This is a genomic window from Pseudomonas sp. FH4 (genome assembly GCF_000510915.2).
Taxonomy (GTDB): domain Bacteria; phylum Pseudomonadota; class Gammaproteobacteria; order Pseudomonadales; family Pseudomonadaceae; genus Aquipseudomonas; species Aquipseudomonas brenneri.
Window position 1 is genome coordinate 158,999 of sequence record NZ_AOHN01000012.1, and the last position, 26,359, is coordinate 185,357.

At 61.4% G+C, this 26,359-nt stretch carries 22 protein-coding genes; 13 read left to right on the forward strand and 9 right to left on the reverse strand.

The features are described 5' to 3' along the window. Positions 1-4: 4 nt before the first annotated feature. The 10 genes from betB (at position 5) to yccS (ending at position 14,975) form a co-directional block, all read left to right on the forward strand. Complete coding sequence (gene betB, locus H097_RS07645; protein WP_032858685.1) at positions 5-1,477, forward strand: betaine-aldehyde dehydrogenase; 1,473 nt, start codon at positions 5-7, stop codon at positions 1,475-1,477. A 154-nt stretch (positions 1,478-1,631) separates the two neighbouring features. Further along, positions 1,632-3,329 (forward strand): choline dehydrogenase, encoded by a 1,698-nt coding sequence (gene betA, locus H097_RS07650; RefSeq protein WP_032858687.1) that lies wholly within the window; start codon positions 1,632-1,634, stop codon positions 3,327-3,329. A gap of 218 nt (positions 3,330-3,547) precedes the next feature. Continuing rightward, positions 3,548-4,243, forward strand: coding sequence for an RraA family protein (locus H097_RS07655; RefSeq protein WP_032858688.1), 696 nt, complete (start codon positions 3,548-3,550; stop codon positions 4,241-4,243). A gap of 146 nt (positions 4,244-4,389) precedes the next feature. After that, positions 4,390-5,832 carry a TldD/PmbA family protein gene (locus H097_RS07660; protein ID WP_032858689.1) on the forward strand — a complete coding sequence of 481 codons (1,443 nt, stop codon included), beginning with the start codon at positions 4,390-4,392 and terminating at the stop codon, positions 5,830-5,832. Further along, positions 5,832-7,148, forward strand: a complete 1,317-nt coding sequence (locus H097_RS07665; RefSeq protein WP_032858690.1) for a metallopeptidase TldD-related protein — start codon at positions 5,832-5,834, stop codon at positions 7,146-7,148. The genes H097_RS07660 and H097_RS07665 overlap by 1 nt, the downstream gene beginning before the upstream one ends. Before the next feature lie 259 nt (positions 7,149-7,407). Further along, a complete protein-coding gene (locus H097_RS07670) occupies positions 7,408-8,298 on the forward strand; it encodes an alpha/beta hydrolase (protein WP_032858693.1) in 891 nt (296 codons plus the stop codon). Between the two features lie 35 nt (positions 8,299-8,333). Continuing rightward, complete coding sequence (gene mdtD / locus H097_RS07675) at positions 8,334-9,761, forward strand: multidrug transporter subunit MdtD (RefSeq protein ID WP_032858695.1); 1,428 nt, start codon at positions 8,334-8,336, stop codon at positions 9,759-9,761. 131 nt (positions 9,762-9,892) lie between these two features. Beyond that, a complete protein-coding gene (dbpA, locus tag H097_RS07680; RefSeq protein ID WP_229689197.1) occupies positions 9,893-11,230 on the forward strand; it encodes an ATP-dependent RNA helicase DbpA in 1,338 nt (445 codons plus the stop codon). A 162-nt stretch (positions 11,231-11,392) separates the two neighbouring features. After that, on the forward strand, positions 11,393-12,571 hold the full coding sequence (locus H097_RS07685; protein WP_032858699.1) for an NAD(P)/FAD-dependent oxidoreductase: 1,179 nt from the start codon (positions 11,393-11,395) through the stop codon (positions 12,569-12,571). A gap of 220 nt (positions 12,572-12,791) precedes the next feature. Beyond that, a complete protein-coding gene (gene yccS / locus H097_RS07690; protein WP_032858701.1) occupies positions 12,792-14,975 on the forward strand; it encodes a YccS family putative transporter in 2,184 nt (727 codons plus the stop codon). 88 nt (positions 14,976-15,063) lie between these two features. Here the strand turns inward: yccS and H097_RS07695 are convergent, their stop codons facing one another. After that, a complete protein-coding gene (locus H097_RS07695) occupies positions 15,064-15,801 on the reverse strand; it encodes a transporter substrate-binding domain-containing protein (protein WP_032858703.1) in 738 nt (245 codons plus the stop codon). 256 nt (positions 15,802-16,057) lie between these two features. On the opposite strand from H097_RS07695, the gene H097_RS07705 reads away from it, so the two are divergent. Beyond that, positions 16,058-16,510 carry a GNAT family N-acetyltransferase gene (locus tag H097_RS07705; RefSeq protein ID WP_032858708.1) on the forward strand — a complete coding sequence of 151 codons (453 nt, stop codon included), beginning with the start codon at positions 16,058-16,060 and terminating at the stop codon, positions 16,508-16,510. A gap of 51 nt (positions 16,511-16,561) precedes the next feature. Here H097_RS07705 and H097_RS07710 read toward each other — a convergent pair whose 3' ends face one another. The 3 genes from H097_RS07710 to H097_RS07720 are packed head-to-tail and all read right to left on the reverse strand — an operon-like array spanning position 16,562 to position 19,539. Further along, entirely contained in the window at positions 16,562-16,858 is a 297-nt protein-coding gene (locus tag H097_RS07710) for a winged helix-turn-helix domain-containing protein (RefSeq protein ID WP_032858709.1), read from the reverse strand. Between the two features lie 17 nt (positions 16,859-16,875). Then, positions 16,876-17,376, reverse strand: a complete 501-nt coding sequence (locus H097_RS07715; RefSeq protein ID WP_032858710.1) for a M48 family metallopeptidase — start codon at positions 17,374-17,376, stop codon at positions 16,876-16,878. 42 nt (positions 17,377-17,418) lie between these two features. Continuing rightward, positions 17,419-19,539, reverse strand: coding sequence for an EAL domain-containing protein (locus H097_RS07720; RefSeq protein WP_032858711.1), 2,121 nt, complete (start codon positions 19,537-19,539; stop codon positions 17,419-17,421). Between the two features lie 319 nt (positions 19,540-19,858). Between H097_RS07720 and H097_RS07725 the strand changes: the two genes are divergently transcribed. Both H097_RS07725 and alr read left to right on the forward strand, forming a co-directional pair. After that, positions 19,859-20,524: a polysaccharide lyase family 7 protein gene (locus H097_RS07725; protein ID WP_032858712.1), complete on the forward strand. Its 666-nt coding sequence runs from the start codon at positions 19,859-19,861 to the stop codon at positions 20,522-20,524. A 130-nt stretch (positions 20,525-20,654) separates the two neighbouring features. Then, the gene (alr, locus tag H097_RS07730) at positions 20,655-21,884 is read left to right on the forward strand and encodes an alanine racemase (protein WP_032858713.1); all 1,230 of its coding nucleotides are present in this window, start codon (positions 20,655-20,657) and stop codon (positions 21,882-21,884) included. Between the two features lie 181 nt (positions 21,885-22,065). On the opposite strand, the gene fba is transcribed toward alr, so the two are convergent. The 5 genes from fba to epd all read right to left on the reverse strand — a co-directional run bounded on the left by fba (position 22,066) and on the right by epd (position 26,279). Further along, positions 22,066-23,130 (reverse strand): class II fructose-bisphosphate aldolase, encoded by a 1,065-nt coding sequence (fba, locus tag H097_RS07735; RefSeq protein ID WP_029297347.1) that lies wholly within the window; start codon positions 23,128-23,130, stop codon positions 22,066-22,068. A 265-nt stretch (positions 23,131-23,395) separates the two neighbouring features. Continuing rightward, entirely contained in the window at positions 23,396-23,731 is a 336-nt protein-coding gene (locus H097_RS07740; protein ID WP_032858715.1) for an MliC family protein, read from the reverse strand. A gap of 60 nt (positions 23,732-23,791) precedes the next feature. Continuing rightward, positions 23,792-24,013 carry a hypothetical protein gene (locus H097_RS07745; RefSeq protein WP_032858717.1) on the reverse strand — a complete coding sequence of 74 codons (222 nt, stop codon included), beginning with the start codon at positions 24,011-24,013 and terminating at the stop codon, positions 23,792-23,794. A gap of 29 nt (positions 24,014-24,042) precedes the next feature. Beyond that, positions 24,043-25,206: a phosphoglycerate kinase gene (locus tag H097_RS07750; RefSeq protein ID WP_029297354.1), complete on the reverse strand. Its 1,164-nt coding sequence runs from the start codon at positions 25,204-25,206 to the stop codon at positions 24,043-24,045. Positions 25,207-25,223: 17 nt separating this feature from the next. After that, positions 25,224-26,279, reverse strand: a complete 1,056-nt coding sequence (gene epd / locus H097_RS07755; RefSeq protein WP_032858718.1) for an erythrose-4-phosphate dehydrogenase — start codon at positions 26,277-26,279, stop codon at positions 25,224-25,226. Between the last annotated feature and the right edge of the window lie 80 nt (positions 26,280-26,359).

Here is a 26,359-nt window from a genome sequence, read left to right on the forward strand (position 1 = left end):
CTTTATGGCCCGTTTCGAACTGCAAAAACTCTACATTGACGGCGGCTACAGCGACGCTGGCAGCGATGCCACCTTCGAAGCCATCAACCCGGCTAACGGTGAAGTTCTCGCCAACGTGCAACGCGCCACTTTCGAAGACGTCGAACGTGCCGTGGTCAGCGCCGAAAAGGGCCAGAAAATCTGGGCCGCGATGACCGCCATGGAGCGTTCGCGCATCCTGCGTCGCGCCGTGGAAATCCTGCGCGAGCGCAACGACGAACTGGCTGCCCTGGAAACCCTGGACACCGGTAAAGCCTTCTCCGAAACCAAGTACGTCGACATCGTTACCGGCGCCGACGTGCTGGAATACTACGCCGGCCTGGTGCCTGCCATCGAAGGCGAGCAGATCCCGCTGCGCACCACCTCATTCGTCTACACCCGCCGCGAGCCGCTGGGCGTGGTCGCCGGTATCGGTGCGTGGAACTACCCGATCCAGATCGCCTTGTGGAAATCCGCCCCGGCCCTGGCCGCTGGCAACGCGATGATCTTCAAGCCAAGCGAAGTGACGTCGCTGACCACCCTGAAACTGGCCGAGATCTACACCGAAGCCGGTGTTCCGGACGGTGTGTTCAACGTCCTGACCGGCAGCGGCCGTGAAGTCGGCACCTGGCTGACCGAGCACCCGCGCATCGAAAAAATCTCCTTCACCGGCGGCACCGACACCGGCAAGAAGGTCATGGCCAGCGCTTCGAGCTCCTCGCTCAAAGACGTAACCATGGAGCTGGGCGGCAAATCCCCACTGATCATTTTCGACGACGCCGACCTCGATCGCGCCGCCGACACCGCGATGATGGCCAACTTCTACAGCTCCGGCCAGGTCTGCACCAACGGCACTCGCGTGTTTATTCCAAAGCACCTGCAAGCCGCCTTTGAAGCCAAGATCGTCGAACGTGTTGCGCGCATCCGCGTCGGCAACCCGCAAGACGAAAACACCAACTTCGGCCCGCTGGTCAGCTTCGCCCACATGGAAAGCGTGCTGGGCTATATCGCCAAAGGTAAAGAAGAAGGCGCACGCCTGCTGTGCGGCGGCGACCGCCTGACCGCTGGCGACTTCGCCAAGGGTGCATTCGTTGCACCGACGGTGTTCACTGACTGCACCGATGAGATGACCATCGTGCGTGAAGAAATCTTCGGCCCAGTGATGAGCATCCTCACCTACGAGACTGAAGAAGAAGTGATCCGTCGCGCCAACGACACCGACTTCGGCCTGGCTGCAGGCTTGGTGACCAAGGACTTGAACCGCGCCCACCGCGTGATTCATCAGCTCGAAGCGGGTATCTGCTGGATCAACGCCTGGGGCGAGTCCGACGCCAAGATGCCGGTTGGCGGCTACAAGCAGTCGGGTGTTGGCCGTGAGAACGGGATCAGCTCGCTGAACAACTTCACCCGCATCAAATCGGTACAGGTTGAGCTGGGCGACTACGCCTCGGTGTTCTAAATCCGAGTGATGTGCTGCTCGCGAGGCCGCCGCCTTCGCGAGCAAGCCCGCTCCCACATTTGATTTGTGTACGCCTTCAAATGTAGGAGGGGGCTTGCTCCCGATGAGTGCGAAGCACTCGCCTCATCTGACCATCTCCAAAGAGGGTGCATTTATGTCCCAAGAATACGACTACATCATTGTGGGTGCCGGCTCCGCCGGTAACACCCTGGCGACCCGTCTGACCGAAGACGAAGGCGTCACCGTCCTGCTGCTGGAAGCCGGCGGCCCGGACTACCGTCTCGATTTCCGTACCCAGATGCCTGCCGCCCTGGCGTTCCCGCTGCAAGGCCGCCGCTACAACTGGGCCTACGAAACCGATCCAGAGCCACACATGGATGGGCGCCGCATGGAATGTGGTCGCGGCAAGGGCCTGGGTGGCTCGTCGCTGATCAACGGCATGTGCTACATCCGTGGCAACGCCATGGACTACGACGGCTGGGCGAAACTGCCAGGCCTGGAAAACTGGAGCTATCTGGACTGCCTGCCGTATTTCCGCAAGGCCGAAACCCGCGACATCGGCCCTAACGATTACCACGGTGGCGAAGGCCCGGTCAGCGTGACCACGCCAAAAGCCGGCAACAACCCGCTGTTCCACGCCATGGTTGAAGCCGGCGTGCAAGCTGGCTACCCGCGTACCGAAGACTTGAACGGCTACCAGCAAGAAGGCTTCGGCCCGATGGACCGTACCGTCACGCCGAACGGCCGGCGCGCCAGTACTGCCCGTGGCTACCTGGACACTGCCAAGAAGCGTTCGACCCTGACCATCGTCACCCATGCCCTGACCGACAAAGTGTTGTTCGAAGGCAAGCGTGCAGTCGGCGTGCGTTACCTGATCGGTGCCGCCGAAGAACGTGTTGAGGCCCGTGCGCGCAAGGAAGTGCTGGTGTGCAGCGGCGCCATCGCGTCGCCGCAACTGCTGCAACGCTCCGGTGTAGGCCCGGCCAAACTACTGGAAAGCCTCGACATCCCGGTGGTCCACGACCTGCCAGGCGTCGGCGAAAACCTGCAGGACCACCTGGAACTGTATCTGCAATACGCGTGCACCCAACCGGTCTCGTTGTACCCGTCGCTGCTCTGGTACAACCAGCCGGCGATTGGTGCCGAGTGGCTGTTCAACGGCACCGGCATCGGCGCCAGCAACCAGTTCGAAGCGGGCGGTTTTATCCGTACCCGTGAAGAGTTCGAATGGCCGAACATCCAGTACCACTTCCTGCCGGTAGCGATTAACTACAACGGCAGCAACGGTGTGAAAGAGCACGGCTTCCAGGCGCACATGGGCTCCATGCGTTCGCCGAGCCGTGGTCGCATCCAGCTGAAGTCGAAGAACCCACGGGACTACCCGAGCATCCTCTTCAACTACATGGCCACCGAGCAGGACTGGCAGGAGTTCCGTGATGGCATCCGCCTGACCCGTGAAATCATGCAGCAGCCGGCACTGGACCAGTACCGTGGCCGCGAAATCAGCCCGGGCATCGAGGTGCAAACCGACGAGCAACTGGACACGTTCATCCGCGAGCATGCCGAAACCGCGTTCCACCCGTCCTGCTCGTGCAAGATGGGCACCGACGAGATGGCCGTGGTCGATGGCGAAGGTCGCGTGCATGGCATGCAGGGCCTGCGAGTGGTCGATGCATCGATCATGCCGATCATCACCACCGGTAACCTCAACGCGCCAACGATCATGATCGCCGAGAAAATCGCCGACAAGATCCGTGGCCGCCAGTTGCCGCGCAGCACTGCGGACTACTACGTGGCCGGCGATGCGCCTGTGCGTGGCAAGCCGTTGCGTGAAGTGGGTCCTACCCTGTAAGAGCGAGCTTGCTCGCGAAAAACCTCAGAACACCGCGGGGCACCCGATGCCCCGCGTTATCGTTAGCGACATTCGCGAGCAAGCTCGCTCCTACAAAACCCTTCCTACACCGCCTCACCCTTGATCCCACCCCCCGCGCCGGCCTAATCTAGTCCCTCGCGCAAACGTTTCACCTCCCTACCGACACGCCGGCTTCTGCCTGGCCACGAGGCTTTCTCATGTTTGATGTCGTTTCTTCGAGCAAATGGCCTACCGGCTTCCTGATCAATCCAAACGTTGAACCGCTGGACCCGAAATGGCTGAAGGAATTCAGCAAGATTCCGGCCGCTGCAGTCAGCGACTGCCTGGGCCGTAACGTCGGCGGCCTGGGTCTCAAGGCGTTCCACGGCAATGCGCCGATGCTCGGCAGCGCGCTGACCGTGCGTGTGCGCCCCGGTGACAACCTGATGATCCTCAAGGCCATGCAAATGGCCCGCCCGGGCGATGTGCTGGTGATCGACGGCAGCGCCGACCTGACCCGCGCCGTGTTCGGCGGCATCATGCGCGCCATGGCCCTCAAGGCCGGCATTGTCGGTGTGGTGATCAACGGCGCCCTGCGCGACCTCGACGAATGGCAGACCGGCGAACTGCCGGCCTACGCCATCGGCGGCGTGCACCGTGGCCCGAGTACGGACGGCGGCGGTGAGATCAACGTGCCGATCTCTTGCGCAGGCATGCTGGTCGCGCCTGGCGACTTGATGATCGGCGATGGCGACGGCGTGGTTGCCGCATCCCGTAGCGAACTGCCGGAACTGCTGGTGCGCTGCCACGACCTGCTGGCGCGCGAGCAGGCTACACTGGCGGCTATCGAAGCCGGCACCCTGGACCCTGATCGTTTTGACGCGATCCTGCGCGCCAAGGGTTGCCCGGTCTAACCCTGTAGGAGCGAGCTTGCTCGCGAAAAACCCAAGAGCGCGGCATTTATCCAGAATGCCCGCGCCATCGTTCGCGACCTTCGCGAGCAAGCTCGCTCCTACAGTGATGAGGGCCTCCGGCCACCGCTGCCCACAAGGAAGGCTCCATGTTCGAAAAACACCCGCAACTCAAAAAACATTTCGCCGCCCTGCGCACCCACGCCGAGTTCTTCTCGCTGCGTTACGTGCGCGAGTCTGGCCAATACCTGTCGGTGCGCAAGAACGTCGCCGAGCCGCCGCACCTGAGTCGCGACGAAGGTGCCATGCTCACCGTGCGCCTCAACGGTGTCGAGGCCTACGCCGCCACCCACGACATTTCCCTGCCCGGCCTGCAAGCCGCCCTTGAGCGCGCTGAGCAACAAGCCCGGCGGATCAAGCCCCACGCGCTGCTCGACCTGCGCGACCAGCCGGTGTCCAGCGACATCGCCGATTACCTGTCGCCAAACCTCGACCAACCTTTTGCGTCCCTGAGCGACTGCTACCAATTGCTCGGTGCCGAGTCGGCCGCCGTGCCCAAGGACGAGCGCCTGGTGAACTGGGAAGTCAGCCTGGGCACCACCCTGGTCGAGCAGATCTACCTCAACAGTGCCGGCGCCGAGTTGCGCCAGGCCCAGCGTTTTGTGTTCCCCGGCGTCAATGTCACGGCCTACGACGGCAACGACAGCCAGACCCGCACCCTGGGTGGCACCAACTTTGGCCAGCAAGGCGGTGTGGACGTGATCAGCCGTTTCGGCCTGGTCGGCGCCGCGCCACGGATTGCCGATCAGGCGCTGCAACTATTGCTGGCGCCCAATACCCCCACCGGCCCGCGCGACCTGCTGCTGATGCCCGACCAGATGATCCTGCAGATCCACGAGTCCATCGGCCACCCGCTGGAGCTGGACCGGATCCTCGGTGACGAGCGCAATTACGCCGGCACCAGCTTCGTCAAGGCCAGCGACTTCGGCCACCTGCAATACGGCTCAAACCTGCTGAACGTGACCTTCGACCCGGACATTCCCGAGCAACTGGCCAGCTATGGCCATGACGATGACGGCACCGCCGCCAGCAAGCAGTTCCTGATCCGTGAAGGCCTGCTGCTCAAACCATTGGGCGGTGCGTTGTCGCAATACCGTGCGGGCATGGGCGGCGTTGCCAACAGTCGCGCCTGCAGCTGGAACCGCGCGCCGATCGACCGTATGGCCAACCTCAATATCGAGGCTGGCGACCAGAGCCTGGCGCAATTGGTCGGCGGCATCGAGCACGGTATCTTGATGTCGACCAACCGTTCCTGGTCCATCGACGATGCGCGCAACAAATTCCAGTTCGGCTGCGAATGGGGCCAGTTGATCGAAAATGGCGAACTCAAGGGCGTGGTGAAAAACCCCAACTACCGGGCGATTTCCGCGCAGTTCTGGCGCAAGCTCAGTGCCGTGGGCGATGCCAGTACTTTCCAGGTGCTGGGTACGCCGAACTGCGGCAAGGGCGAGCCCAACCAGGTGATCCGCGTTGGCCATGCGTCGCCGGCGTGTGTGTTCAGTGATGTGGATGTGTTTGGGGGAGATGCCTGATGCAGGCTTTCAAGGATCTGGTGGAGTGGCTCAAGCAGGCCATCACCGACGGGGAACAGTTTCATCTGGGCTATGCGGCGGAGTCTTCCGAGTTCGTGCGCTTGAACCATGCCCGGGTGCGTCAGGCCGGGCAGGTGCAACAAGCCAGCGTGAACCTCAAGCTGATTCATGACGGTCGCCACGCCGACCTCGGTATCACCCTGGCCGGGGCGCCGGAGCTGGATCGCCAGCGCCTGGCCGAGGGCCTGCAACAACTGCGTGAAACCTTGCCATTGCTGCCGCAGGATCCTTATCTGCTGCTCAACCACAACGCCTGGCAAAGCCAGAATGAACAGGCCCGGCCACTGCCGGACCTGGATCAGGTCCTGGCCGAAATCAGCCAGGCCGCCCAAGGTGTGGACCTGGTGGGCTTCTATGCCGCCGGGCCGATCAGCCGTGGATTCGCCAGTTCGTCCGGGGCTTTTGGCTGGCATCAGGCCAATAGTTTCAACTTCGATTTCAGCCTGTTCCATGCCAATGGTGAAGCGGTAAAAGCCAGCTACGCCGGGGATGCCTGGGACAGCGCGGCGTTTGCCCAGCGCTTCCAGCAAGCCCGCGAGCAGCTTGAGTATCTGGGCCGGCCATTGCACACCTTGGCGCCCGGCCAGTACCGCGCCTACCTGGCACCAGCGGCCCTGGAAGAAATTATCAGCATGCTCGCCTGGGGTGGTTTCTCCGCCCAGGCCATCGCCAGCAAAGGCAGCCCGTTGCAGCGTTTGTATGCCGGTGATCAGGCCCTGAACCCACTGGTGAGCATGGCGGAACAGGTCAGCGCATCGTTGAGCCCGGCATTCTCGCGCGACGGCTACCCGCGCAGCGATGTGACCCTGATCAGCGCCGGCCACGCCGAAGGGCGCCTGGTCAACTCGCGCAGCGCTGCCGAGTATGGCTTGAGCACCAACGGTGCCGATGGCGACGAGTCCCCCAGTGCCTTTGAAATGGCTGCAGGCGACCTGGCCCAGGCCGATATCCTCAAGCAATTGGGCACCGGCCTGTATATCAGCAACCTGTGGTACCTGAACTACTCCGACCAGCCGGCGGCGCGCCTGACCGGCATGACCCGCTTCGCCACGTTCTGGGTAGAGGACGGTGAGATCAAGGCGCCGGTCAGCACCATGCGCTTTGATGACAGCGTGTACCACCTGCTGGGTTCGCAGTTGGAAGCGCTGACCGCCGAGCGCGAGTTGCTGCTGTCGGCCAGTACCTATAGCGAGCGCAGTACCTCGTCCAACTTGTTGCCGGGCGCGCTGGTAAAACGGTTGACCCTGACGTTGTAGGTGCCGGATGTTCTCCGACGCGCGCGCTCGATCAGAATGCCCGCGTTATCGTTCGCGATTTTCGCGAGCAAGCTCGCTCCTACAGGGGAACGCCCTGTGTGTTGATGAACCTTCCTTTACAACAGCCCGCTGGTTGCGGGGCTGTTGTCGCCTGCCGAAAACCTCGATATAAACGTTAGTGGCATCCCGCCACTCTTAACCCATTTGTTCGCAAATGATGCATGACCTCGCCCGGGATAGGGCGAGCCGGAGCGTTGACATGTACCAAGGAAGTTTTGTCATTGATAAGTTGTTCAAGCACTACAACGTTCACGTAGAGCGACTGGGCAACGACCCACAACGCAAGACCGTGCTGCTGGTCAACGGCGCGCTGTCCACCACCCGCTCATTCGCTCGCACCAGCAAATGCCTGGCCGAGCATTTCAATGTGTTGATGTTCGATCTGCCGTTCTCTGGCTATTCACGCCCCCACAACACCGACCTGGACCTGGTGACCAAGGACGACGAAGTCGAAATCCTGCGGGCGCTGGTGGAGCGCTTTGAGGTCAACCATCTGGTGTCGGCCTCCTGGGGCGGCATCTCGACCCTGCTGACCCTGGCGCGCAACCCGCCCTCCATCGAAAGCTCGGTAGTGATGGCCCTGGCGCCCAATCTCAACCAGGCGATGCTCGAATACGTGGAGCGCGTGCGGGTGCTGATCGAGGCCGATGACAAGTCCGCCGTCGGCCACCTGCTTAACGAAACCGTCGGCAAGTTCCTCTCCAGCCGGCTCAAGCGCAATAACCATAGGCACCTGTCGACCATGGCCACCACCGAGTACCGCCAGGCGCGCTTTCATATTCATCAGGTGCTGGCGCTGGGCGATGGCAACTACCTGCCGCAATTGCGCCAGATCGAAAGCCCGGTGCACTTTCTCAACGGCACGCTGGACGAATATACGCCGGCCGATGAAGCCCAACTGTTCAAGCAATATGTGGGGCGCAGCAGCTTTGCCACGGCCGAGCACACCGGCCATCTGCTCGACCTGGAGTCCCGCGAGGCGGCGTTTGCAGTGCATCGGGCGCTGATTGATTTCCTGGTGGGCAAAGATGTAGCAGTGTCAGATATAGACGAACCGCCAGTGGGAAAACCGCTTATTGATAGCGCATAATCGGCAACACATAGCCTGCTAATAAAAGGGTTCTCATGCCGAATCGTGTCGTGCTCGATGCCAAGACCGCCCGCTGGTTGCCCTGGGTGGTAGCGATTGCCTTCTTCATGCAGTCACTCGATGGGACGATTCTCAACACGGCATTGCCCGCCATGGCCGATGACCTGGCGGAGAACCCTTTGCGCATGCAAGGCGTGATCATCGCCTACATGCTTACCGTGGCCTTGCTGATCCCGGCCTCGGGCTGGATCGCCGACCGTTTCGGCACCAAGAAAATTTTCTTCGGCGCGATCATGCTGTTCAGCATCGGTTCGCTGCTGTGCGCCCTGTCCAGCAGCCTGAGCATGCTGATCGGCGCGCGGGTGATCCAGGGCCTGGGCGGCGCGCTAATGTTACCGGTGGGAAGGCTGGTGGTGCTGCGCGCCTACCCGCGTTCGGAGCTGGTGCGGATCATGGGCTTCATCACCATTCCCGGCCTGCTCGGCCCTTTGCTCGGCCCGACCATGGGCGGCTGGATGGTGCAGTACCTGACCTGGCACTGGATCTTTTTGATCAACCTGCCGGTGGGCATGATCGGCTGCTACGCCGTGTGGAAATTCATCCCCGACCTGCGTGGCAGTGAGCGCACACGCTTCGACAGCCTGGGCTTTTTGCTGTTTGGCGCGGCGATGGTGCTGATCACTATCGCCATGGAAGGCTTGGGCGAGTTGCACCTGCCACACTTGCGCGTGATGTTGCTGCTGTTCGGCGGCATGGCGTGCCTGGCGGCCTACTGGCTGCGCGCCGGGCATATCGAAAATCCGCTGTTCTCGCCGGTGCTGTTCAAGACCCGGACCTTTGCCGTGGGCATTCTCGGCAACCTGTTCGCGCGCCTGGGCAGCGGTGCCTTGCCGTTCCTCGTGCCGTTGTTGCTGCAAGTCGCCTTGGGGTACTCGCCATCCCAGGCCGGCATGAGCATGCTGCCCCTGGCGGCGGCAGCCATGGTCGCCAAGTCGGTTGCCCGGCCGCTGATCGAACGCCTGGGTTATCGCATCGTGCTGACCGGTAACACGTTGGCGCTGGGCCTGATGCTGGCGAGCATGGGCCTGGTCAGCGAACAGACGCCCTACCCGCTGCTACTGGCGATGCTCGCAGTGCTGGGGGCGATCAACTCCCTGCAATTTACCGCGATGAACACCGTGACCCTGATCGACCTCGACGACGCCCAGGCCAGCAGCGGCAACAGCTTACTGTCGGTGGTGGCGCAACTGGCCCTGAGCCTGGGGGTGGCCTGCGCCGGTGCCCTGCTGGGCGGGTTCACCGCCGAAGCCGGCAACGATGGGGTCAGTACCGTGCTCGGGGCGTTTCAGTTGACCTTCCTCACCGTGGGTATCATGGCGATGCTGGCGGCGGCGATCTTCCTGCAATTGTCGCCAAAAGACGGCAAACGGGTGGTCAGCCGCGAGCACGACATCGAGCATTAAGCGGCGTCTCGTCTAGAACTTGCAGGGAAATTCCCACGAGGCTGGTACACTGCGCGACATTTTGTTTTTGCAGAGCCAGTCCCGTGACCACCATCGCCACCGCTTTTAATACTTTGCCGCTCTCCGCCGCCATGCTGGCTAACCTCGACTCGCTGGGTTATGTCGAGATGACGCAGATCCAGGCGCAAAGCTTGCCGGTGATCCTCAAGGGGCTGGATCTGATCGCCCAGGCCAAGACCGGCAGCGGCAAGACCGCGGCCTTCGGCATCGGCCTGCTGAACCCCATCAACCCGCGCTACTTCGGTTGCCAGGCCCTGGTGATGTGCCCGACCCGCGAGCTGGCGGACCAGGTGGCCAAGGAAATCCGCCGCCTGGCCCGTGCCGAAGACAATATCAAGGTGCTGACCCTGTGCGGTGGCGTGTCCCTCGGCCCGCAGATCGCCTCCCTGGAACACGGCGCGCACATCATCGTCGGCACCCCGGGCCGCATCCAGCAACACCTGCGCAAGGGTTCGCTGGTGCTGGACGGCCTGAACACGCTGATCCTCGACGAAGCCGACCGCATGCTCGACATGGGCTTCTACGACGCCATCGAAGACATCATCAGCAAGACCCCGGCCCGTCGCCAGACCCTGCTGTTCTCGGCCACCTACCCGGTGAGCATCAAGCAACTGGCCTCCAAATTCATGCGCGCGCCGCAGCAGGTCAAGGCCGAAGCGTTCCACTCCGACGAGCAGATCGAGCAGCGGTTCTACGAAATCTCCCCGGACGAGCGCATGGACGCGGTGACCAAAGTGCTGTCGCACTTCCGTCCGGCCTCCTGCGTAGCCTTCTGCTTTACCAAGCAGCAAGTACAGGAAACCGTGGATCACCTGACCTCCAAGGGCATTTCTGCGGTCGGCCTGCATGGCGACCTGGAGCAGCGTGACCGTGACCAGGTACTGGCGATGTTCGCCAACCGCAGCACATCGGTGCTGGTTGCCACCGACGTCGCCGCCCGCGGCCTGGACATTGATGCGCTGGACATGGTGATCAACGTCGAACTGGCCCGCGACTCGGAAATCCACATTCACCGCGTCGGCCGTACAGGGCGTGCCGGTGAGACCGGGATCGCCGTCAGCCTGGTAGCACCGTCCGAAGCGCACCGCGCCCAGGCCATCGAGCTGCTGCAAAAGGCCCCGCTGAACTGGGACCAACTGAGCAACCTCAAATCCCAGGGCGGCGCGCCGTTGCTGCCGGTGATGAGCACGTTGTGCATTGCCGCCGGCCGTAAAGACAAGGTTCGCCCCGGCGATATCCTGGGTGCACTGACCGGCGAAGCCGGGATCCCGGGCGCCCAGGTGGGCAAGATCGCGATCTTTGACTTCCAGGCCTATGTGGCCGTGGAGCGTGGCGTCGCCAAGCAGGCGCTGCAGCGTTTGAACGATGGCAAGATCAAGGGCCGTTCGTTGCGTGTGCGCATCCTGTAAGAACACCGCATAAGCACTGTGCAAACCCAATCAATGTGGGAGCTGGCTTGCCTGCGATAGCATCAACCCGGTCTGCCTGTCAGACCGAGTCGGCTGCATCGCAGGCGAGCCAGCTCCCACATTTGATTGCATTTCAGATCAAGTTTTTGTGAGGACACCGTTTTGCGCTCGACCGAAGTTGTGATCATTGGCGCTGGCGCCGCAGGCTTGATGTGTGCGCTGGCTGCCGCCGGGCGTGGGCGCAAGGTGATGCTGATCGACCATGCGAACAAGGCCGGCAAGAAGATCCTGATGTCGGGCGGTGGCCGCTGCAATTTCACCAACATGTACACCGAGCCTGCCAACTTCCTGTCGCACAACGCGCACTTCTGCAAATCCGCCCTGGCCCGCTATACCCAATGGGATTTCATCGGGCTGGTGGCCAAGCACGGCGTGCCGTACCACGAGAAAAAACTCGGCCAGTTGTTCTGCGATAACAAATCCAGCGACATCCTCGGCATGCTGCTCGACGAGTGCATCCAGACCGGCGTGAGCCTGCACCTGGACACCTCGATCCAGGAGATCGCCAGGCTCGACAGCGGCTACCAGTTGCAGACCACACTGGGCGAGCTGCGCTGTGAATCCCTGGTGATCGCCACCGGCGGGCTGTCGATTCCGACACTGGGCGCCACCGGCTTTGGTTACCAGGTGGCCAAGCAGTTCGGCCATGAACTGCTGCCGACTCGCGCGGGCCTGGTGCCGTTTACCATCACCGATCAGCTCAAGGACTTGTGCGGCGAGTTGTCCGGCACCTCGGTCGATTGCCTGGTGAGCTGCAACGACCAGAGCTTTCGCGAGAACATTCTGTTTACCCATCGCGGCCTGAGCGGGCCGGCGATTTTGCAGATTTCTTCTTACTGGGAACCCGGCGACACCGTTGAGATCAACCTGTTGCCCGACCACGATGCCCACGCCTGGCTGCAACAGCAGCAGGCCGAACGCCCCAACAGCGAGCTCAAGACCCTACTCGGCGAGATCTTCACCAAGAAGATGGCCAACCTGCTGGCCGAGACGTGGTTTGTGTCCAAGCCGATGAAGCAGTACACCCACGCCGAGCTGGCAGATATTGCCAGCAAGCTGGGCAGTTGGCAGTTGGTCCCGGCCGGTACCGAAGGCTACCGCACCGCCGAAGTCACCCTGGGCGGGGTGGACACGCGAGAAGTGTCGTCCAAGACCATGGAATCACTGAAAAGCCCTGGCCTGTACTTTATCGGCGAAGTGCTGGACGTGACCGGGCACCTGGGCGGGTTCAACTTCCAGTGGGCCTGGGCGTCGGGGTATGCGGCGGCGCAATACGCCTGAACTGCAATGCGATCACCTGTGGGAGCGGGCTTGCTCGCGAATGCGGTGTACCAGTCGCCAGATGGGTTGGCTGACAGTCCGCATTCGCGAGCAAGCCCGCTCCCACATTTTGATTGGGGTGTGCCAAAAAATTTTTTGCTTATGAATGTGATCGCCACGCTTGCCCTGACGTCATTACTGGCTCAATTTAGCGGCATCGTCCCGGAAGACCCCAGACTTCATGTCCTCGACCTCGTTCAAGCAGTCCATGCGGCGCCTTTGGGCACTGGATAAGTTCAGTTACAGCGTACGGGTGTTTATCGCCCTCACCGGCAGCATGGCGTTGTGCTGGTATCAGGATGAGATGTCGCTGCTGATCCCGCTGTTCCTGGGGATTATCGCCAGCGCCCTGGCCGAGACCGATGACAGCTGGCAAGGCCGCCTCAACGCCCTGGCGGTGACGCTGGTATGTTTCAGCGTGGCAGCACTCTCAGTGGAGTTGCTGTTTCCCTACCCGTGGATCTTTGCCATCGCCATCGCCCTGGCGAGTTTCTGCCTGACCATGCTCGGCGCCCTGGGCGAGCGCTATGGGGCGATCGCCTCGGCCACCTTGATTCTGTCGGTCTACACCATGATCGGTGTGGACCAGCGCGGCGGCGCCGTCACCGATTTCTGGCATGAACCCTTGCTGCTGGTGGCCGGTGCCGCCTGGTATGGCGTGCTGTCGGTGCTGTGGCAGGCGCTGTTTTCCAACCAGCCGGTGCAGCAGAGCCTGGCCCGGCTGTTTCGCGAGCTGGGGCGTTACCTCAAGCTCAAGTCTTCGCTGTTCGAACCTATTCGCCAGTTGGACGTGGAAGCACGGCGCCTGGAACTGGCCCAGCAAAATGGCCGGGTGGTGGCGGCGCTCAATGCGGCCAAGGAAATCATCCTGCACCGCGTCGGTAACGGCCGGCCGGGCTCCAAGGTCAGCCGCTATCTCAAGCTGTACTTCCTGGCCCAGGACATCCATGAACGCGCCAGTTCCTCCCACTACCCCTACAACGCCCTGGCTGAAGCCTTCTTCCACAGCGATGTGCTGTTCCGTTGCCAGCGCCTGCTGCGCCAGCAAGGCAAAGCCTGCCAGACCCTCGCCGAGTCGATCCAGTTGCGCCAGCCGTTTGTCTACGACGCCAGCTTCGCCGAGGCCCTGGGCGACCTGAATGCGTCCCTGGAACACCTGCGCATCCAGAGCAACCCTGCCTGGCGCGGCCTGTTGCGTTCGCTGCGCGCGCTGGCGGCCAACCTGTCGACCCTTGACCGCCTGCTCAGTGATGCCAGCAACCCCGACAGCCTGGCCGATGCCACCGACAGCAGCCTGCTGGACCGTTCACCGCGCAACCTCAAGGAAATGTGGACGCGCCTGCGCACCCAGTTGACGCCGACGTCGTTGCTGTTCCGCCACGCCCTGCGCCTGCCCCTGGCACTGAGTGTCGGCTACGGCATGGTGCATTTGATCCACCCGTCACAGGGCTATTGGATCATCCTCACCACGCTGTTCGTCTGCCAGCCCAACTATGGCGCCACGCGACGCAAGCTCGGCCAGCGGATCGTCGGCACGGCCATCGGCCTGACGGTGGCCTGGGCGCTGTTCGATCTGTTCCCCAGCCCTCTGGTGCAATCGATGTTCGCCATCGCTGCGGGGCTGGTGTTCTTTATCAACCGCACCACCCGCTACACCCTGGCGACCGCTGCCATTACCCTGATGGTGCTGTTCTGCTTCAACCAGGTGGGCGATGGCTACGGGCTATTCCTGCCGCGCCTGTTCGATACCTTGCTTGGCAGCCTGATCGCCGGGCTGGCGGTGTTCCTGTTCCTGCCGGACTGGCAAGGCCGGCGCCTGAACAAAGTGCTGGCCAACACCCTGACCTGCAACAGCATCTACCTGCGCCAGATCATGCAGCAATATGCCGCCGGCAAGAGCGACGACCTGGCCTACCGCCTGGCCCGGCGCAATGCGCACAACGCCGATGCGGCGCTGTCCACCACCCTGGCCAATATGCTGATGGAGCCGGGGCATTTCCGTAAGGAGGCCGACGTGGGCTTCCGCTTCCTGGTGCTGTCCCACACCTTGCTCAGCTACCTGTCGGGGTTGGGTGCGCACCGCGACACCCAACTGCCGGCCGATGTGCGTGAACACCTGATCGAAGGCGCGGGCAAAACCCTCGCTACCAGCATCGACGAAATCGCCACGGGGCTGGCGAACAAGCAGCCGATTGCGGTGCAAAGCGATGCCGAGGAAGCGCTGGCGCTGGAGTTGGAGCAGATGCCGGATGAGATCGATGAGGCGCAGCGTCTGGTGCAGACGCAGTTGGCGTTGATTTGCCGGCAGTTGGGGCCGTTGCGCACATTGGCCGCACATTTGATCAAGGAAACCAGTGCGGCTTAGGGCCCTATCGCAGGCAAGCCAGCTCCTACCTTTGAAATGCATTCCAAAGGTAGGAGCTGGCTTGCCTGCGATGGAGCCCTAAAGACCACTACATCCCATGCTGTTTCAGCAACCGCGCATAACTGCCATCCGCCTTCATCTTGCTGATCTCCCGATCAAACCCGGCAACAATCTGCTCATGCTTGGGATTTTTCAGGCTGACCAGAATGTGCAGACTGTTTTCACTCAACGGCTTGGGCAAAAACTCCACCGCATTACGCACCCTGGAGGACTCCCGCGCCAGGTTGTAGCGGGCGACATATTCATCCTCGACCGTCAGCCGCACCCGCTGGGCCGCCAGCATGCGCACGGCCATGGCGAAGTTATGCACCGGGACCTTTTGCAGTTTTGGATCAGCATCGAAATCCGCCGAATAGGCGTAGCCGCGCACTACGGCGATGGGATAGTCATGCAGTTGCTGCAAGTTCTGGTACTCAATGGGATCGTCACGACGCTTGATAAAACGCACGCGATTAAGCAGGTACTCAGCGGAAAACTGCCCCAACTGCGTACGCGCCTCGTCGTACCAGGCATTGACCAGTACGTCATAACGCCCGTCCCCCACCCCCATCAAGGCCCGCGCCCATGGCACTTGTTCAAAATCACTGGCATAGCCGGCACGCGCCAGGGCGGTGCTGACGATATCGGTGGCCAGGCCACCATTGATCAGGGTCGCATCGGTAAACGGCGGCCATGCATCCCCCACCAGGCGCAAACGTTCCGCCACCACCGTAGGGGCCAGCAACAGCAACACGATCAAAGCAACGGCACGAGACAATCGCAGCATGCTTAATGTCCTTGCACAGCGGGCAGTTCCTTGCGGGCGATGACGCCTGGCGGGAGTATGTCCAGGTTCTGACTGTAGCCTATCGCTCGCGCAGTACAGCAGATTACACAAAGAACCCAGCCGCGAAAGCACTCAATGATGGCAAATTGACGTCACTCACAAAAAAGGTCGTTTTCAGGGTGTTTGTGTCGCCGCCCGAGACAGTCGCCGGTCATGGCATTACTATCCAAGTCAGGTCTTTATGCGAGATGGAACGATGACAGTCGATTGGGTTTGCAAGCACCACAATGATCTGGGCAAGGAACAGCTCTACGCCATTTTATGCCTGCGGGCGGAGGTTTTTGTGGTGGAGCAGAAATGCGTCTACCAGGACATCGACGGCCAGGATCTGGAGGGCGACACCCACCACCTGATGGGCTGGCAGGATGACCAACTGGTTGCTTACCTGCGCCTGCTCGACCCGGAGCTGCATGGCGGTGACGTGGTTATCGGCCGCGTGCTCGTGGCCGGGGTTGCACGGGGCACCGGCCTGGGCCACCAGATGCTGGAGGAAACCCTCAAGCAGATCGACGATATCTGGCCGCAGACGCCGATCTTTCTCTCAGCCCAGGCGCATTTGCAGGGGTACTACACAAGATACGGGTTCAAGGTCGAGGGTGAGGTCTATCTTGAGGACGACATTCCACATATTGGTATGCGGCGCGCCTGAGGACCCCATCGCGGGCTTGCTCGCGATGGCGTCAGACCTGCCAGCCCAATTTCAGGGATAGCCCAACACCTGCTTGACCTGTACCAGGTTGCGCTCGATCCAGCCCCGGTCAATGGCCCCCCAGTCGCGAATCCGATAGCGCCCAGCATGATTGCGGGCGCCGTCTTCCTGCTCGAATTCACAGACGATATCCAGGTCCGCCAACGCCGCAATGGTGTCCTGGGCCGTGCGCCGGGGCATGCCAGTGGCCTCGGTCAGCGCCGGGACGCTGCTGGCCAGTTGGCTGTCGATCAGATACGCCACATACAGACGGCGGTAGAAGCTGCTTTTGGTCTTGCTCACATCCATGATCAGTCGCCTTGTGATTAGGACTTGCCCTGCAAGTCCCGATAGGTCAGGTACACCCGCAGGTCAAACTCCACCTGGTGGTAGCCGGGCAGCATGTATTCGCAGAGTTTGTAGAAGGCCTTGTTGTGGTCCGATTCCTTGAAGTGCGCCAGCTCGTGGACGACGATCATTTTCAGGAACTCGGGCGCCGCCTCCTTGAACAACGCGGCGATGCGGATCTCTTTCTTGGACTTGAGGTTGCCACCCTGCACCCGGGAGATGGTGGTGTGCAGGCCCAGGGCGCGGTGGGTCAGGTCCAGGCGGTTGTCGAACAGCACCTTGTCGATGGCCGGCGCGTTGCGCAGGTGTTCCTGCTTCAAGGCCAGGGCGTAGCTGTACAGCGCCTTGTCGCTTTGCACCGCATGGCGCTCGGGGTAACGCTGGTTCAAGTAGTGGCCCAACTGATCCTTGGCGATCAATTGGCGCACTTGCTCTTGCAGGGCGGCGGGATAGGCCTGGAGGTATTTCAGCGCAGTCATGGGTTCGAACGGCAGGGGCTTGAGGCCGTCAGTGTAGCGAATTCAGCAAGGGCCTGCGCGTAGCGCAAACGGCTGCGGCCACTGGGAAATATCCTCGGCCATCAGCGGCAGGGTAACCAAAGGCCCCTGAATGAACTGGCAACCATTGGCCTGCAGCCAGTGGCATTGCTCAAGGGTTTCCACCCCTTCGGCAATCACCAGCAACCCGAAGTGCCCGCACAACTCGATAATACTGCGGGCCAGCGCCGCCTCCCGTGGCGAGTCGAGCACGCGGGTGACCAGGCCGGGATCGAGCTTGAGCGTATCGAACTCCAGGTCGCGCAAATGCGCCAGGGAGCAGGTGCCCGAGCCGAAGTCATCCAGGGCTATGCGCACCCCCAGGCGCCGCAGCTGCTTGAGCTGCTTGGTGGATTCTTCAATGTTGTGCATCAGGCTTTCTTCAGCAATTTCCACTTCCAGTTGCCGCCCGTGCAACCCATGTCGTTCCAGTGCCTGCTGCAACTGAGTCACCAGGTTGGGCATATTGAACTGGCTGCTGCTCAGGCTCACGCTCAGCACCCAGTCGTCGTTCATGACCTGCGCCCAGGCCTGGCGTTGCTGCGCCACTTGCAGATAGATCCAACTGCTGAGCTGACTGATCAGGCGTGCCTCTTCCAGCAAGGGCAGGAACAGTCCCGGCGGTACATCGCCGACACTCGGGTGCTGCCAACGCAACAAGGCCTCGACACCGCGCAAGTGCCCGTCCACCAGGGACACTTGGGGCTGGTACACCAACGTGACCTGCTTCTTGGCGATGGCCTCGCGCACACTGCTTTCAAGCATCAGGCGCGAGCGGGCACGGCCGTTCATTTCCTGATCGTAATAGCGATATTGCTGACGCCCCGCCCGCTTGGCTTCGTACATGGCGATATCGGCGGCACGCAGCAGGCCGCTCAGGTCGCGGCCACAATCGGGGAAGGTGGCAATGCCGATACTGACCCCCAGCATCACCTCCAGGCCGTCTACTTGCTGGCAGATCGACACCCGCTCGATCAACTGCTCAGCGAGCTTCGCGGCCTGTTCCGGGTATTCCAATTCCAGCAATGCGACGAACTCATCGCCCCCCAGGCGGCCGAGAATGTCACAGCTGCGCAGGCACAGTTCCAATTGCTCAGAGACCCAGCGCAGCACTCGGTCGCCGGCATCGTGCCCCACCGAATCATTGACCCGCTTGAAGCCGTCCAGGTCCATGTACAGCAACACCGTGGCATGCTCGCTGCGCTCGTTGCGCAACAGGGCCGTCTCTACGGCCTGGTAGAAGCCACGGCGATTGAGCAAGCCGGTGAGCGGGTCGGTGACCGCCTGGAACTCCAGCTGCTGATGCAGGTGCCGCACTTGCGACATGTCCTGCACGGTCACCACCATGGCCTTCTGCTCCTGGGGCAACGGTGCACAGGACATCGCCACCGGCAGTTGCTGCCCGGGGGCGGTACGCAGGATCGCATCATGCAGGCGCCAGGTTTCGCCACGGCGGTAACCGGCGTACAGCTCGCTGCCAAACCAGTCAGGCATATGGGGCTTCTGCAAAAAGCCAAGGAACGCCTGGCCTTGCAACTCGTCCACCGTGGCATTGAGTAGCCGTGAAATGGCCGGGTTGGCGTAGCTGATCACCCCGTCTTCGGCCACCACCAGGATGCCCTCGGCGGCGTTGTCGAGTACCGAGGCATTAAAGGCCCGGGCCAGTTCCAGGTCATGACTCAAACGCTGCAAGGCGCGCCGATTGCGCTGATGCTCCAGCAAGGCCTGGACCTTGGGCTTGAGGATATGCGGGTCGAACGGTTTGAACAGGTAGTCGATGGCGCCGCTGGCATAGCCTTCAAGCACGGCGGCGGGCGATTGTTCATTGGCACTCAAGAAAATAATCGGCGTCATGCGGGTGCGCTGGCTGCCGCGCATCAACCGCGCCACTTCGAAGCCGTCCATGCCCGGCATCCTGACATCTAGCAGTACCAGGTCGACGTCACGTTCGAGCAGTAACCCCAGGGCTTCCTCGCCGGAGGCCGCCGTCACCACCAGCCAGTCCTCGCGCTGCAGGAGCGCGCGCATGCTGATCAGGTTTTCCGGGTAGTCATCGACCACCAGGAGCACTGAACAGCCATCGGACGGGGTTGGAGCGCATTCCATGCTGCATCTCTTCCTTGAGGATTCATTCCGGTCATTTTTGAGACAAAACCGGACAAACAATGTGGAGTCACTCTAGCCCTGGATCCTCTAAAGCAGAAGGCGCGACAGCGCCATCATTGCGCCAAAGACCACACAACCGACTAACGGTCAGCACCTGCAGCCCACGTATTACGGGAAACATGGCTTTTTGACAGTCCATTGACGCCAATAAACCGACCTAAAATTATTAACAAACGATGACCAGCCGCTTATAAATAACGCGCTAATCCGCGGGCCAAGGCCTTTTGACCCCCTCTTTCGTACAGTAAAGGCGCACTCAATGATTGATCTGTCCACCTGGAACCTGAGCATTCCTGTCGGCTCCCCACCAGCCACCATCGACACCCCTAGACTGCTCAGTGGTTTCAACGGCAAATACTTCCAGGCCGAAGGCAGCAGCGTGCAATTCTGGACCCCTGTTACCGGCACCCGTACCGAAAACGCCATCTACCCGCGCAGCGAACTGCGTGAAACCTATGCCGATGGCCGGCTGCGCAACTGGACCTACCCCGAAGCCGACAACTACCTGCGCGCCACCCTGGCAATCAACCAGGTGCCGTCCTCGGGCAAGATCGTGATCGGTCAGATTCACGCCTACGACAGCCAGAAACCGCTGATCAAGGTCGAATACCAGTTCAAGGAAAAAACCCAGACCGGCAACATCGTCGCCAAGGTGCGCATGCGCCCGGATGACAGCAAGGGCCGGGTGATTATCGTGGCCGAGAATGTGCCGCTGGAGAAAAACTTCACCTACGTTATCCACCTGAACAAGGCTGGGCTGCTGAGCGTCGAAGCGGCCAGCGGGCAATGGAACGAACGCATCGGTGCCGCCTGGGGCAAAAAGCCGCTGTACTTCAAGGCGGGGGTGTATGTGCAAGACAACAGTGGCGACAGCCAGGAAGGCGGCAAAGTGACATTTGCCAGGCTGGATATCGATCACAACTGACAGTCTGATCATTCCCACGACGCTTTAGGACAGAACCGCGACCCAGGGTCTCGACTTTTTTGTAGGACAATTCGAGTATGGCGCCGCACAGGCGTAATGCTGCCCTATAAGAAAGTCATGGAGACTCACAATGCCCTTCACTCGCACCCTACTCGCCCTGTCCATGGGCATGGTCATGCTGCAAAACCCGGCCTTCGCCGCCCCGCCGTTGTCGATGACCGACGGCGTGGCCCAGGTCAACATCCAGGACAGCAACGCCTGGGTAGAGATCAGCAAAGCCGCTTTCGAACACAACATCCGCACCCTGCAAGCCAGCCTCGCCGACAAATCGAAAATCTGCGCCGTACTCAAGGCTGACGCCTACGGCCACGGTATCGGCCTGCTGATGCCATCGGTGATCAAGCTGGGCGTGCCTTGCGTGGGCGTGGCCAGCAACGAAGAAGCACGCGTGGTACGTGAAAGCGGCTTCAAGGGCCAACTGATCCGCGTACGCACCGCCGCGCTGAGCGAGCTGGAAGCCGCGCTGCCGTACAACATGGAAGAGCTGGTGGGCAACCTCGACTTCGCCGTGCGCGCCAGCCTGATCGCCGAGCATCATGGCCGCCCGCTAGTGGTGCACCTGGGCCTGAACTCCAGCGGCATGAGCCGTAACGGCGTGGAAATGACCACCGCCCAGGGCCGGCGCGATGCGGTCGCCATCACCAAAGTGCCGAACCTGGAAGTGAAGGCAATCATGACCCACTTCGCCGTCGAAGACGCCGCCGACGTACGCACCGGCCTCAAGGCCTTCAACGAGCAGGCCAACTGGCTGATCAACGTCGCCCAACTGGACCGCAGCAAAATCACCCTGCACGCCGCCAACTCCTTCGCCACCCTGGAAGTGCCCGAGTCGCGCCTGGACATGGTGCGCCCTGGCGGCCTGCTGTTCGGCGACACCGTGCCGTCGTTTACCGAATACAAGCGCGTGATGCAGTTCAAGTCCCACGTGGCCTCGGTCAACAGCTACCCCAAGGGCAACACCGTCGGCTATGACCGCACCTACACCCTGGCACGGGATTCGAAACTGGCGAACATCACCGTGGGTTATTCCGATGGTTATCGTCGAGCGTTCACCAACAAAGGCATCGTACTGATCAACGGGCACCGAGTGCCGGTGGTGGGCAAGGTGTCGATGAACACCTTGATGGTCGACGTCACCGACGTGCCGACCGTGAAGAGCGGCGATGAAGTGGTGTTGTTTGGCAAGCAGGGGAATGTGCAGACGAGCCAGGCCGAGGTTGAGGATATCAATGGGGCGTTGTTGGCTGACCTTTACACCGTGTGGGGCAACTCGAACCCTAAAGTGCTGGTTGATCAATAAGCACCGCAAATCAAAGGTGGGGGCGGGCTTGCTCGCGATTGCGGTGTGTCAGTCAGCATATGTATTGCCTGAACCACCGCTATCGCGAGCAAGCCCGCTCCCACACTGATTTGTAGGTGGCCTCAAATACCGGCCATAAAAAAAACCCGCATCGCTGCGGGTTTTTTATGAGCGCCTGGGCTTAGTTCACCTTGGCGTTCAACTCACCTTTCAAATACCGCTGGTACATCGCTTCCAACGACACCGGCTTGATCTTCGAGGCATTGCCGGCAGTGCCGAACGCTTCGTAACGTGCGATACACACATCACGCATCGCCGTCACTGTGGCGCCGAAGAATTTGCGCGGGTCGAACTCGCTCGGGTTGGTGGCCATCAGGCGACGCATTGCACCGGTGGAGGCCAGGCGCAGGTCGGTGTCGATGTTGACCTTGCGCACGCCGTGCTTGATGCCTTCGACGATTTCTTCAACCGGGACGCCGTAGGTTTCTTTGATGTCGCCGCCGTACTGGTTGATGATCGCCAGCCACTCTTGCGGTACCGAGGAAGATCCGTGCATCACCAGGTGGGTGTTGGGGATGCGCTTGTGGATTTCCTTGATGCGGTCGATGGCCAGCACGTCGCCAGTAGGTGGCTTGGTGAACTTGTAGGCGCCGTGGCTGGTGCCGATGGCGATGGCCAGGGCATCGACCTGGGTGCGCTTGACGAAGTCAGCGGCTTCTTCCGGGTCGGTCAGCATCTGGCTGTGATCCAGCACGCCTTCGGCGCCGATGCCGTCTTCTTCACCGGCCATGCCGGTTTCCAACGAACCCAGGCAGCCCAGTTCGCCTTCTACCGAAACACCGCAGGCGTGAGCCAGGGCCACGGTTTGTTGAGTGACGCGCACGTTGTAGTCGTAGTCGGTCGGGGTCTTGCCGTCTTCGCCCAGGGAGCCGTCCATCATCACCGAGCTGAAGCCCAGTTGGATGGAGCGCTGGCACACGTCAGGGCTGGTGCCGTGGTCCTGGTGCATGCACACCGGGATGTGCGGGAATTCTTCGATCGCAGCCAGGATCAGGTGACGCAGGAACGGTGCACCAGCGTATTTGCGGGCACCAGCCGAAGCCTGGACGATCACTGGGGAGTCGGTCTTGTCAGCGGCTTCCATGATGGCGCGCATCTGCTCAAGGTTGTTGACGTTAAAGGCTGGAACGCCGTAGCCGAACTCGGCTGCGTGGTCCAGCATTTGACGCATGCTGATAAGTGCCATTGTGTCTCTCTCCCGGTCGAGGGTCGTTAATCGTGCAAGCCTGCCGTAGCGGCGGCTGCTATTCAAGTTATTGCAGATCAAGGGGTTGGGCCTTGGCCTGCTGAATCGTTATTGCTACTGGGCCTGACCCAAATTCCAATCTGGAACCGAATCATGTGGGAGCTGGCTTGCCTGCGATCGCGGTGTACCAGACACCGAATTCGCCAACTGACCCACCGCTTGCGCGGGCAAGCCCGCTCCTACATGAGATCTTCAGTGTTCTGTATTACTGGGCCTTGCAGCCCCGGCCGATCAAATCGTCAGTGGCGACCCAGTAAACCAGGCCTTCCTCACCTTTTGTGTGAAACGCCAACTGGTCATTGCTATACAGCGTGCCGGAAGCCGCCACGTCTTGCTTGAGGCGATACACCTGGTCGGAGCCGCCAAGGCGTACATCCACCTGGCTGCGATCCGCGCCGATAAACCGCCAGTTCACCTGGGCCTGGCTGTCGCACACCCAAGTGGTCCATGTCTCTGGCTGTGGCTCTGCCTTGTTGAACATGTTCAGGTTGGCACAACCGGCCAATAGAGCCAGTGCTGCCAGGGCGATAACGCCTTTCATTGCCAATCCTCGAACGGCGGCCAGGGGCCGCCACTGCTGTCGGTTAGTGAATCAGACCCATCAAGGGCAACCCTGTTCCTTACCTTTGGGCGGGGAGTCGTACTTCTCCAGCCTGTCAGGCCCTATGCGCTTGTTGATCACCGGCATGGTCTCGGCCTGCCAGTCGGACTGGTAGCAACCCTTGTCCGGCGCAGCACCTTGTGTCTCGGGCGCCGCCTTGGGCGCACTGCCGCAGCCGGCCAACAGGCCTGCGGCAATCACCAGCGCGAATGGCTTGATCATGGGAATGCTCCTTTTCCAGACCCTGGGTCTCAGCCCTTGGCTCGACTTTCCAGCACTTCAACGGCTGGCAGGACCTTGCCTTCGACAAACTCAAGGAACGCGCCACCACCGGTAGAAATGTAGGAGATCTGCTCAGCTACGCCATATTTATCGATGGCCGCCAGGGTGTCGCCACCGCCGGCAATCGAGAATGCCGAGCTTTCGGCAATCGCCTTGGCCAGCACTTTGGTGCCATTACCGAACTGGTCGAACTCAAACACACCAACCGGGCCGTTCCACAGAATGGTCTGGGAGGCTTTCAGCAGTTCAGCGAAGTTCGCGGCAGTTTGCGGGCCGATATCCAGGATCATGTCGTCAGCCGCCACGTCTGCGATCAGCTTGACGGTGGCTTCGGCGCTTTCGGCGAATTCCTTGGCCACTACCACGTCCACTGGCAGTGGCACGCTGACCTTGGCCGCGATGGCACGGGCGGTGTCCAGCAGGTCCGGCTCGTACAGGGACTTGCCTACCGGATGGCCAGCAGCGGCCAGGAAGGTGTTGGCAATGCCGCCGCCAACGATCAGTTGGTTGCAGATCTGGCTCAGGCTGTTGAGCACGTCCAGCTTGGTCGACACCTTGGAGCCGGCCACGATGGCGGCCATTGGTTGGGCCGGTGCGCCCAGGGCCTTGCCCAGTGCGTCCAACTCGGCAGCCAGCAACGGGCCAGCAGCGGCCACTTTGGCGAACTTGGCCACGCCATGGGTCGAACCCTCGGCGCGGTGAGCGGTGCCGAAAGCGTCCATCACAAACACGTCGCACAACGCCGCATATTGCTGGGCCAGTTCGTCGCTGTTCTTTTTCTCGCCCTTGTTGAAGCGCACGTTCTCAAACAACACGATGTCGCCGGCCTTGACCTCGACGCCGCCCAGGTAATCAGCCACCAAAGGCACTTCGCGGCCCAGGGCCTTGCTCAGGTAGTCGGCTACAGGCTTGAGGCTGTTTTCGGCAGAGAACTCACCTTCGGTCGGACGACCCAGGTGGGAGCAGACCATCACGGCCGCGCCTTTTTCCAGAGCCAGCTTGATGGTCGGCAGCGAGGCCAGGATTCGCGCATCGCTGGTGACAACACCGTCCTTGACTGGGACGTTGAGGTCTTCGCGGATCAGTACGCGCTTACCTTGCAGATCGAGGTCGGTCATCTTCAACACGGTCATGGGTCGCAGTTCCTGAATTACTGTTGAGGTTGTTTAGTGGCGATGTGCAGATAGTGCTCTGCTACGTCGAGCATGCGGTTGGCAAAGCCCCATTCGTTGTCGAACCAGGCCAGGATATTCACCAGCCTGGGGCCGGAAACGCGGGTCTGGCTGGCATCGACAATCGCCGAATGCGGGTCATGGTTGAAATCACAACTGGCGTGCGGCAGTTCGGTGTAGGCCAACAGCCCCTTGAGCGGGCCGCTGGTAGCGGCCTCGCGCAGGATCCGGTTGACCTCGCCAGCGTCGGTATCACTGACGGTCTGCATCGTGATATCCAGGCACGACACGTTCACCGTCGGCACGCGCACTGCTTTGGCCTGGATTCGCCCGGCAAGTTCCGGCAGCAGGCGTTCAATACCCCGCGCCAGGCCGGTGGACACCGGGATCACGGACTGGAATGCCGAACGGGTGCGGCGCAGGTCTTCATGGTGGTAGGCGTCGATCACCGGCTGGTCGTTCATCGCCGAGTGAATGGTGGTGATCGACACATATTCCAGGCCAATCGCCTGGTCCAGCAGGCGCAACAACGGCACACCGCAGTTGGTGGTGCAGGAGGCGTTGGACACCAGCAACTCGTCACCACTCAGGCAGTCCTGGTTGACGCCGTAGACGATGGTGGCGTCAACATCCGCCTCACTGGCCATCGGCTGGGAAAACAGCACGCGCGGGGCGCCGGCATCGAGGAAACGCTGGCCATCGGCACGGGTGTGATAGACACCGGAGCATTCCAGCACCAGATCGATGCCCAGTGCTTTCCAGTCGATGCCTTCGGGGGTAGCACTGCGCAAGACCTTCACGCAGCTGCCATTGATATGCAGACAATCGCCGTCGACCCGCACTTCGCCGGGGAACCGGCCGTGGGTGGAGTCAAAGCGTGTCAGGTATTCGATGCTGGCCATGTCAGCCAGATCGTTGATCGCAACAATTTCAAACCCGGCCGCCGCCCCTCGCTCGAACAGAGCACGCAAGACGCAACGACCAATGCGGCCGTAGCCGTTGAGTGCAACTTTGTAGGGACGCGGTTGAGGCATGGGGTTCTCGATTACCTTGGGTGATGCGGTGAATGTACCGCCGCCTTCGCGAGCAAGCCCGCTCCCACAGTTGAAATGCA

What these genes read in the sequence shown, in the direction of transcription:
- betB (WP_032858685.1), top strand. Translation starts at nt 5, where the DNA reads ATGGCCCGTTTCGAACTGCAAAAACTCTACATTGACGGCGGCTACAGC.
- betA (WP_032858687.1), top strand. Translation starts at nt 1,632, where the DNA reads ATGTCCCAAGAATACGACTACATCATTGTGGGTGCCGGCTCCGCCGGT.
- H097_RS07655 (WP_032858688.1), top strand. Translation starts at nt 3,548, where the DNA reads ATGTTTGATGTCGTTTCTTCGAGCAAATGGCCTACCGGCTTCCTGATC.
- H097_RS07660 (WP_032858689.1), top strand. Translation starts at nt 4,390, where the DNA reads ATGTTCGAAAAACACCCGCAACTCAAAAAACATTTCGCCGCCCTGCGC.
- H097_RS07665 (WP_032858690.1), top strand. Translation starts at nt 5,832, where the DNA reads ATGCAGGCTTTCAAGGATCTGGTGGAGTGGCTCAAGCAGGCCATCACC.
- H097_RS07670 (WP_032858693.1), top strand. Translation starts at nt 7,408, where the DNA reads ATGTACCAAGGAAGTTTTGTCATTGATAAGTTGTTCAAGCACTACAAC.
- mdtD (WP_032858695.1), top strand. Translation starts at nt 8,334, where the DNA reads ATGCCGAATCGTGTCGTGCTCGATGCCAAGACCGCCCGCTGGTTGCCC.
- dbpA (WP_229689197.1), top strand. Translation starts at nt 9,893, where the DNA reads ATGCTGGCTAACCTCGACTCGCTGGGTTATGTCGAGATGACGCAGATC.
- yccS (WP_032858701.1), top strand. Translation starts at nt 12,792, where the DNA reads ATGTCCTCGACCTCGTTCAAGCAGTCCATGCGGCGCCTTTGGGCACTG.
- H097_RS07695 (WP_032858703.1), bottom strand. Translation starts at nt 15,801, where the DNA reads ATGCTGCGATTGTCTCGTGCCGTTGCTTTGATCGTGTTGCTGTTGCTG.
- H097_RS07705 (WP_032858708.1), top strand. Translation starts at nt 16,058, where the DNA reads ATGACAGTCGATTGGGTTTGCAAGCACCACAATGATCTGGGCAAGGAA.
- H097_RS07710 (WP_032858709.1), bottom strand. Translation starts at nt 16,858, where the DNA reads ATGGATGTGAGCAAGACCAAAAGCAGCTTCTACCGCCGTCTGTATGTG.
- H097_RS07715 (WP_032858710.1), bottom strand. Translation starts at nt 17,376, where the DNA reads ATGACTGCGCTGAAATACCTCCAGGCCTATCCCGCCGCCCTGCAAGAG.
- H097_RS07720 (WP_032858711.1), bottom strand. Translation starts at nt 19,539, where the DNA reads ATGGAATGCGCTCCAACCCCGTCCGATGGCTGTTCAGTGCTCCTGGTG.
- H097_RS07725 (WP_032858712.1), top strand. Translation starts at nt 19,859, where the DNA reads ATGATTGATCTGTCCACCTGGAACCTGAGCATTCCTGTCGGCTCCCCA.
- alr (WP_032858713.1), top strand. Translation starts at nt 20,655, where the DNA reads ATGCCCTTCACTCGCACCCTACTCGCCCTGTCCATGGGCATGGTCATG.
- fba (WP_029297347.1), bottom strand. Translation starts at nt 23,130, where the DNA reads ATGGCACTTATCAGCATGCGTCAAATGCTGGACCACGCAGCCGAGTTC.
- H097_RS07740 (WP_032858715.1), bottom strand. Translation starts at nt 23,731, where the DNA reads ATGAAAGGCGTTATCGCCCTGGCAGCACTGGCTCTATTGGCCGGTTGT.
- H097_RS07745 (WP_032858717.1), bottom strand. Translation starts at nt 24,013, where the DNA reads ATGATCAAGCCATTCGCGCTGGTGATTGCCGCAGGCCTGTTGGCCGGC.
- H097_RS07750 (WP_029297354.1), bottom strand. Translation starts at nt 25,206, where the DNA reads ATGACCGTGTTGAAGATGACCGACCTCGATCTGCAAGGTAAGCGCGTA.
- epd (WP_032858718.1), bottom strand. Translation starts at nt 26,279, where the DNA reads ATGCCTCAACCGCGTCCCTACAAAGTTGCACTCAACGGCTACGGCCGC.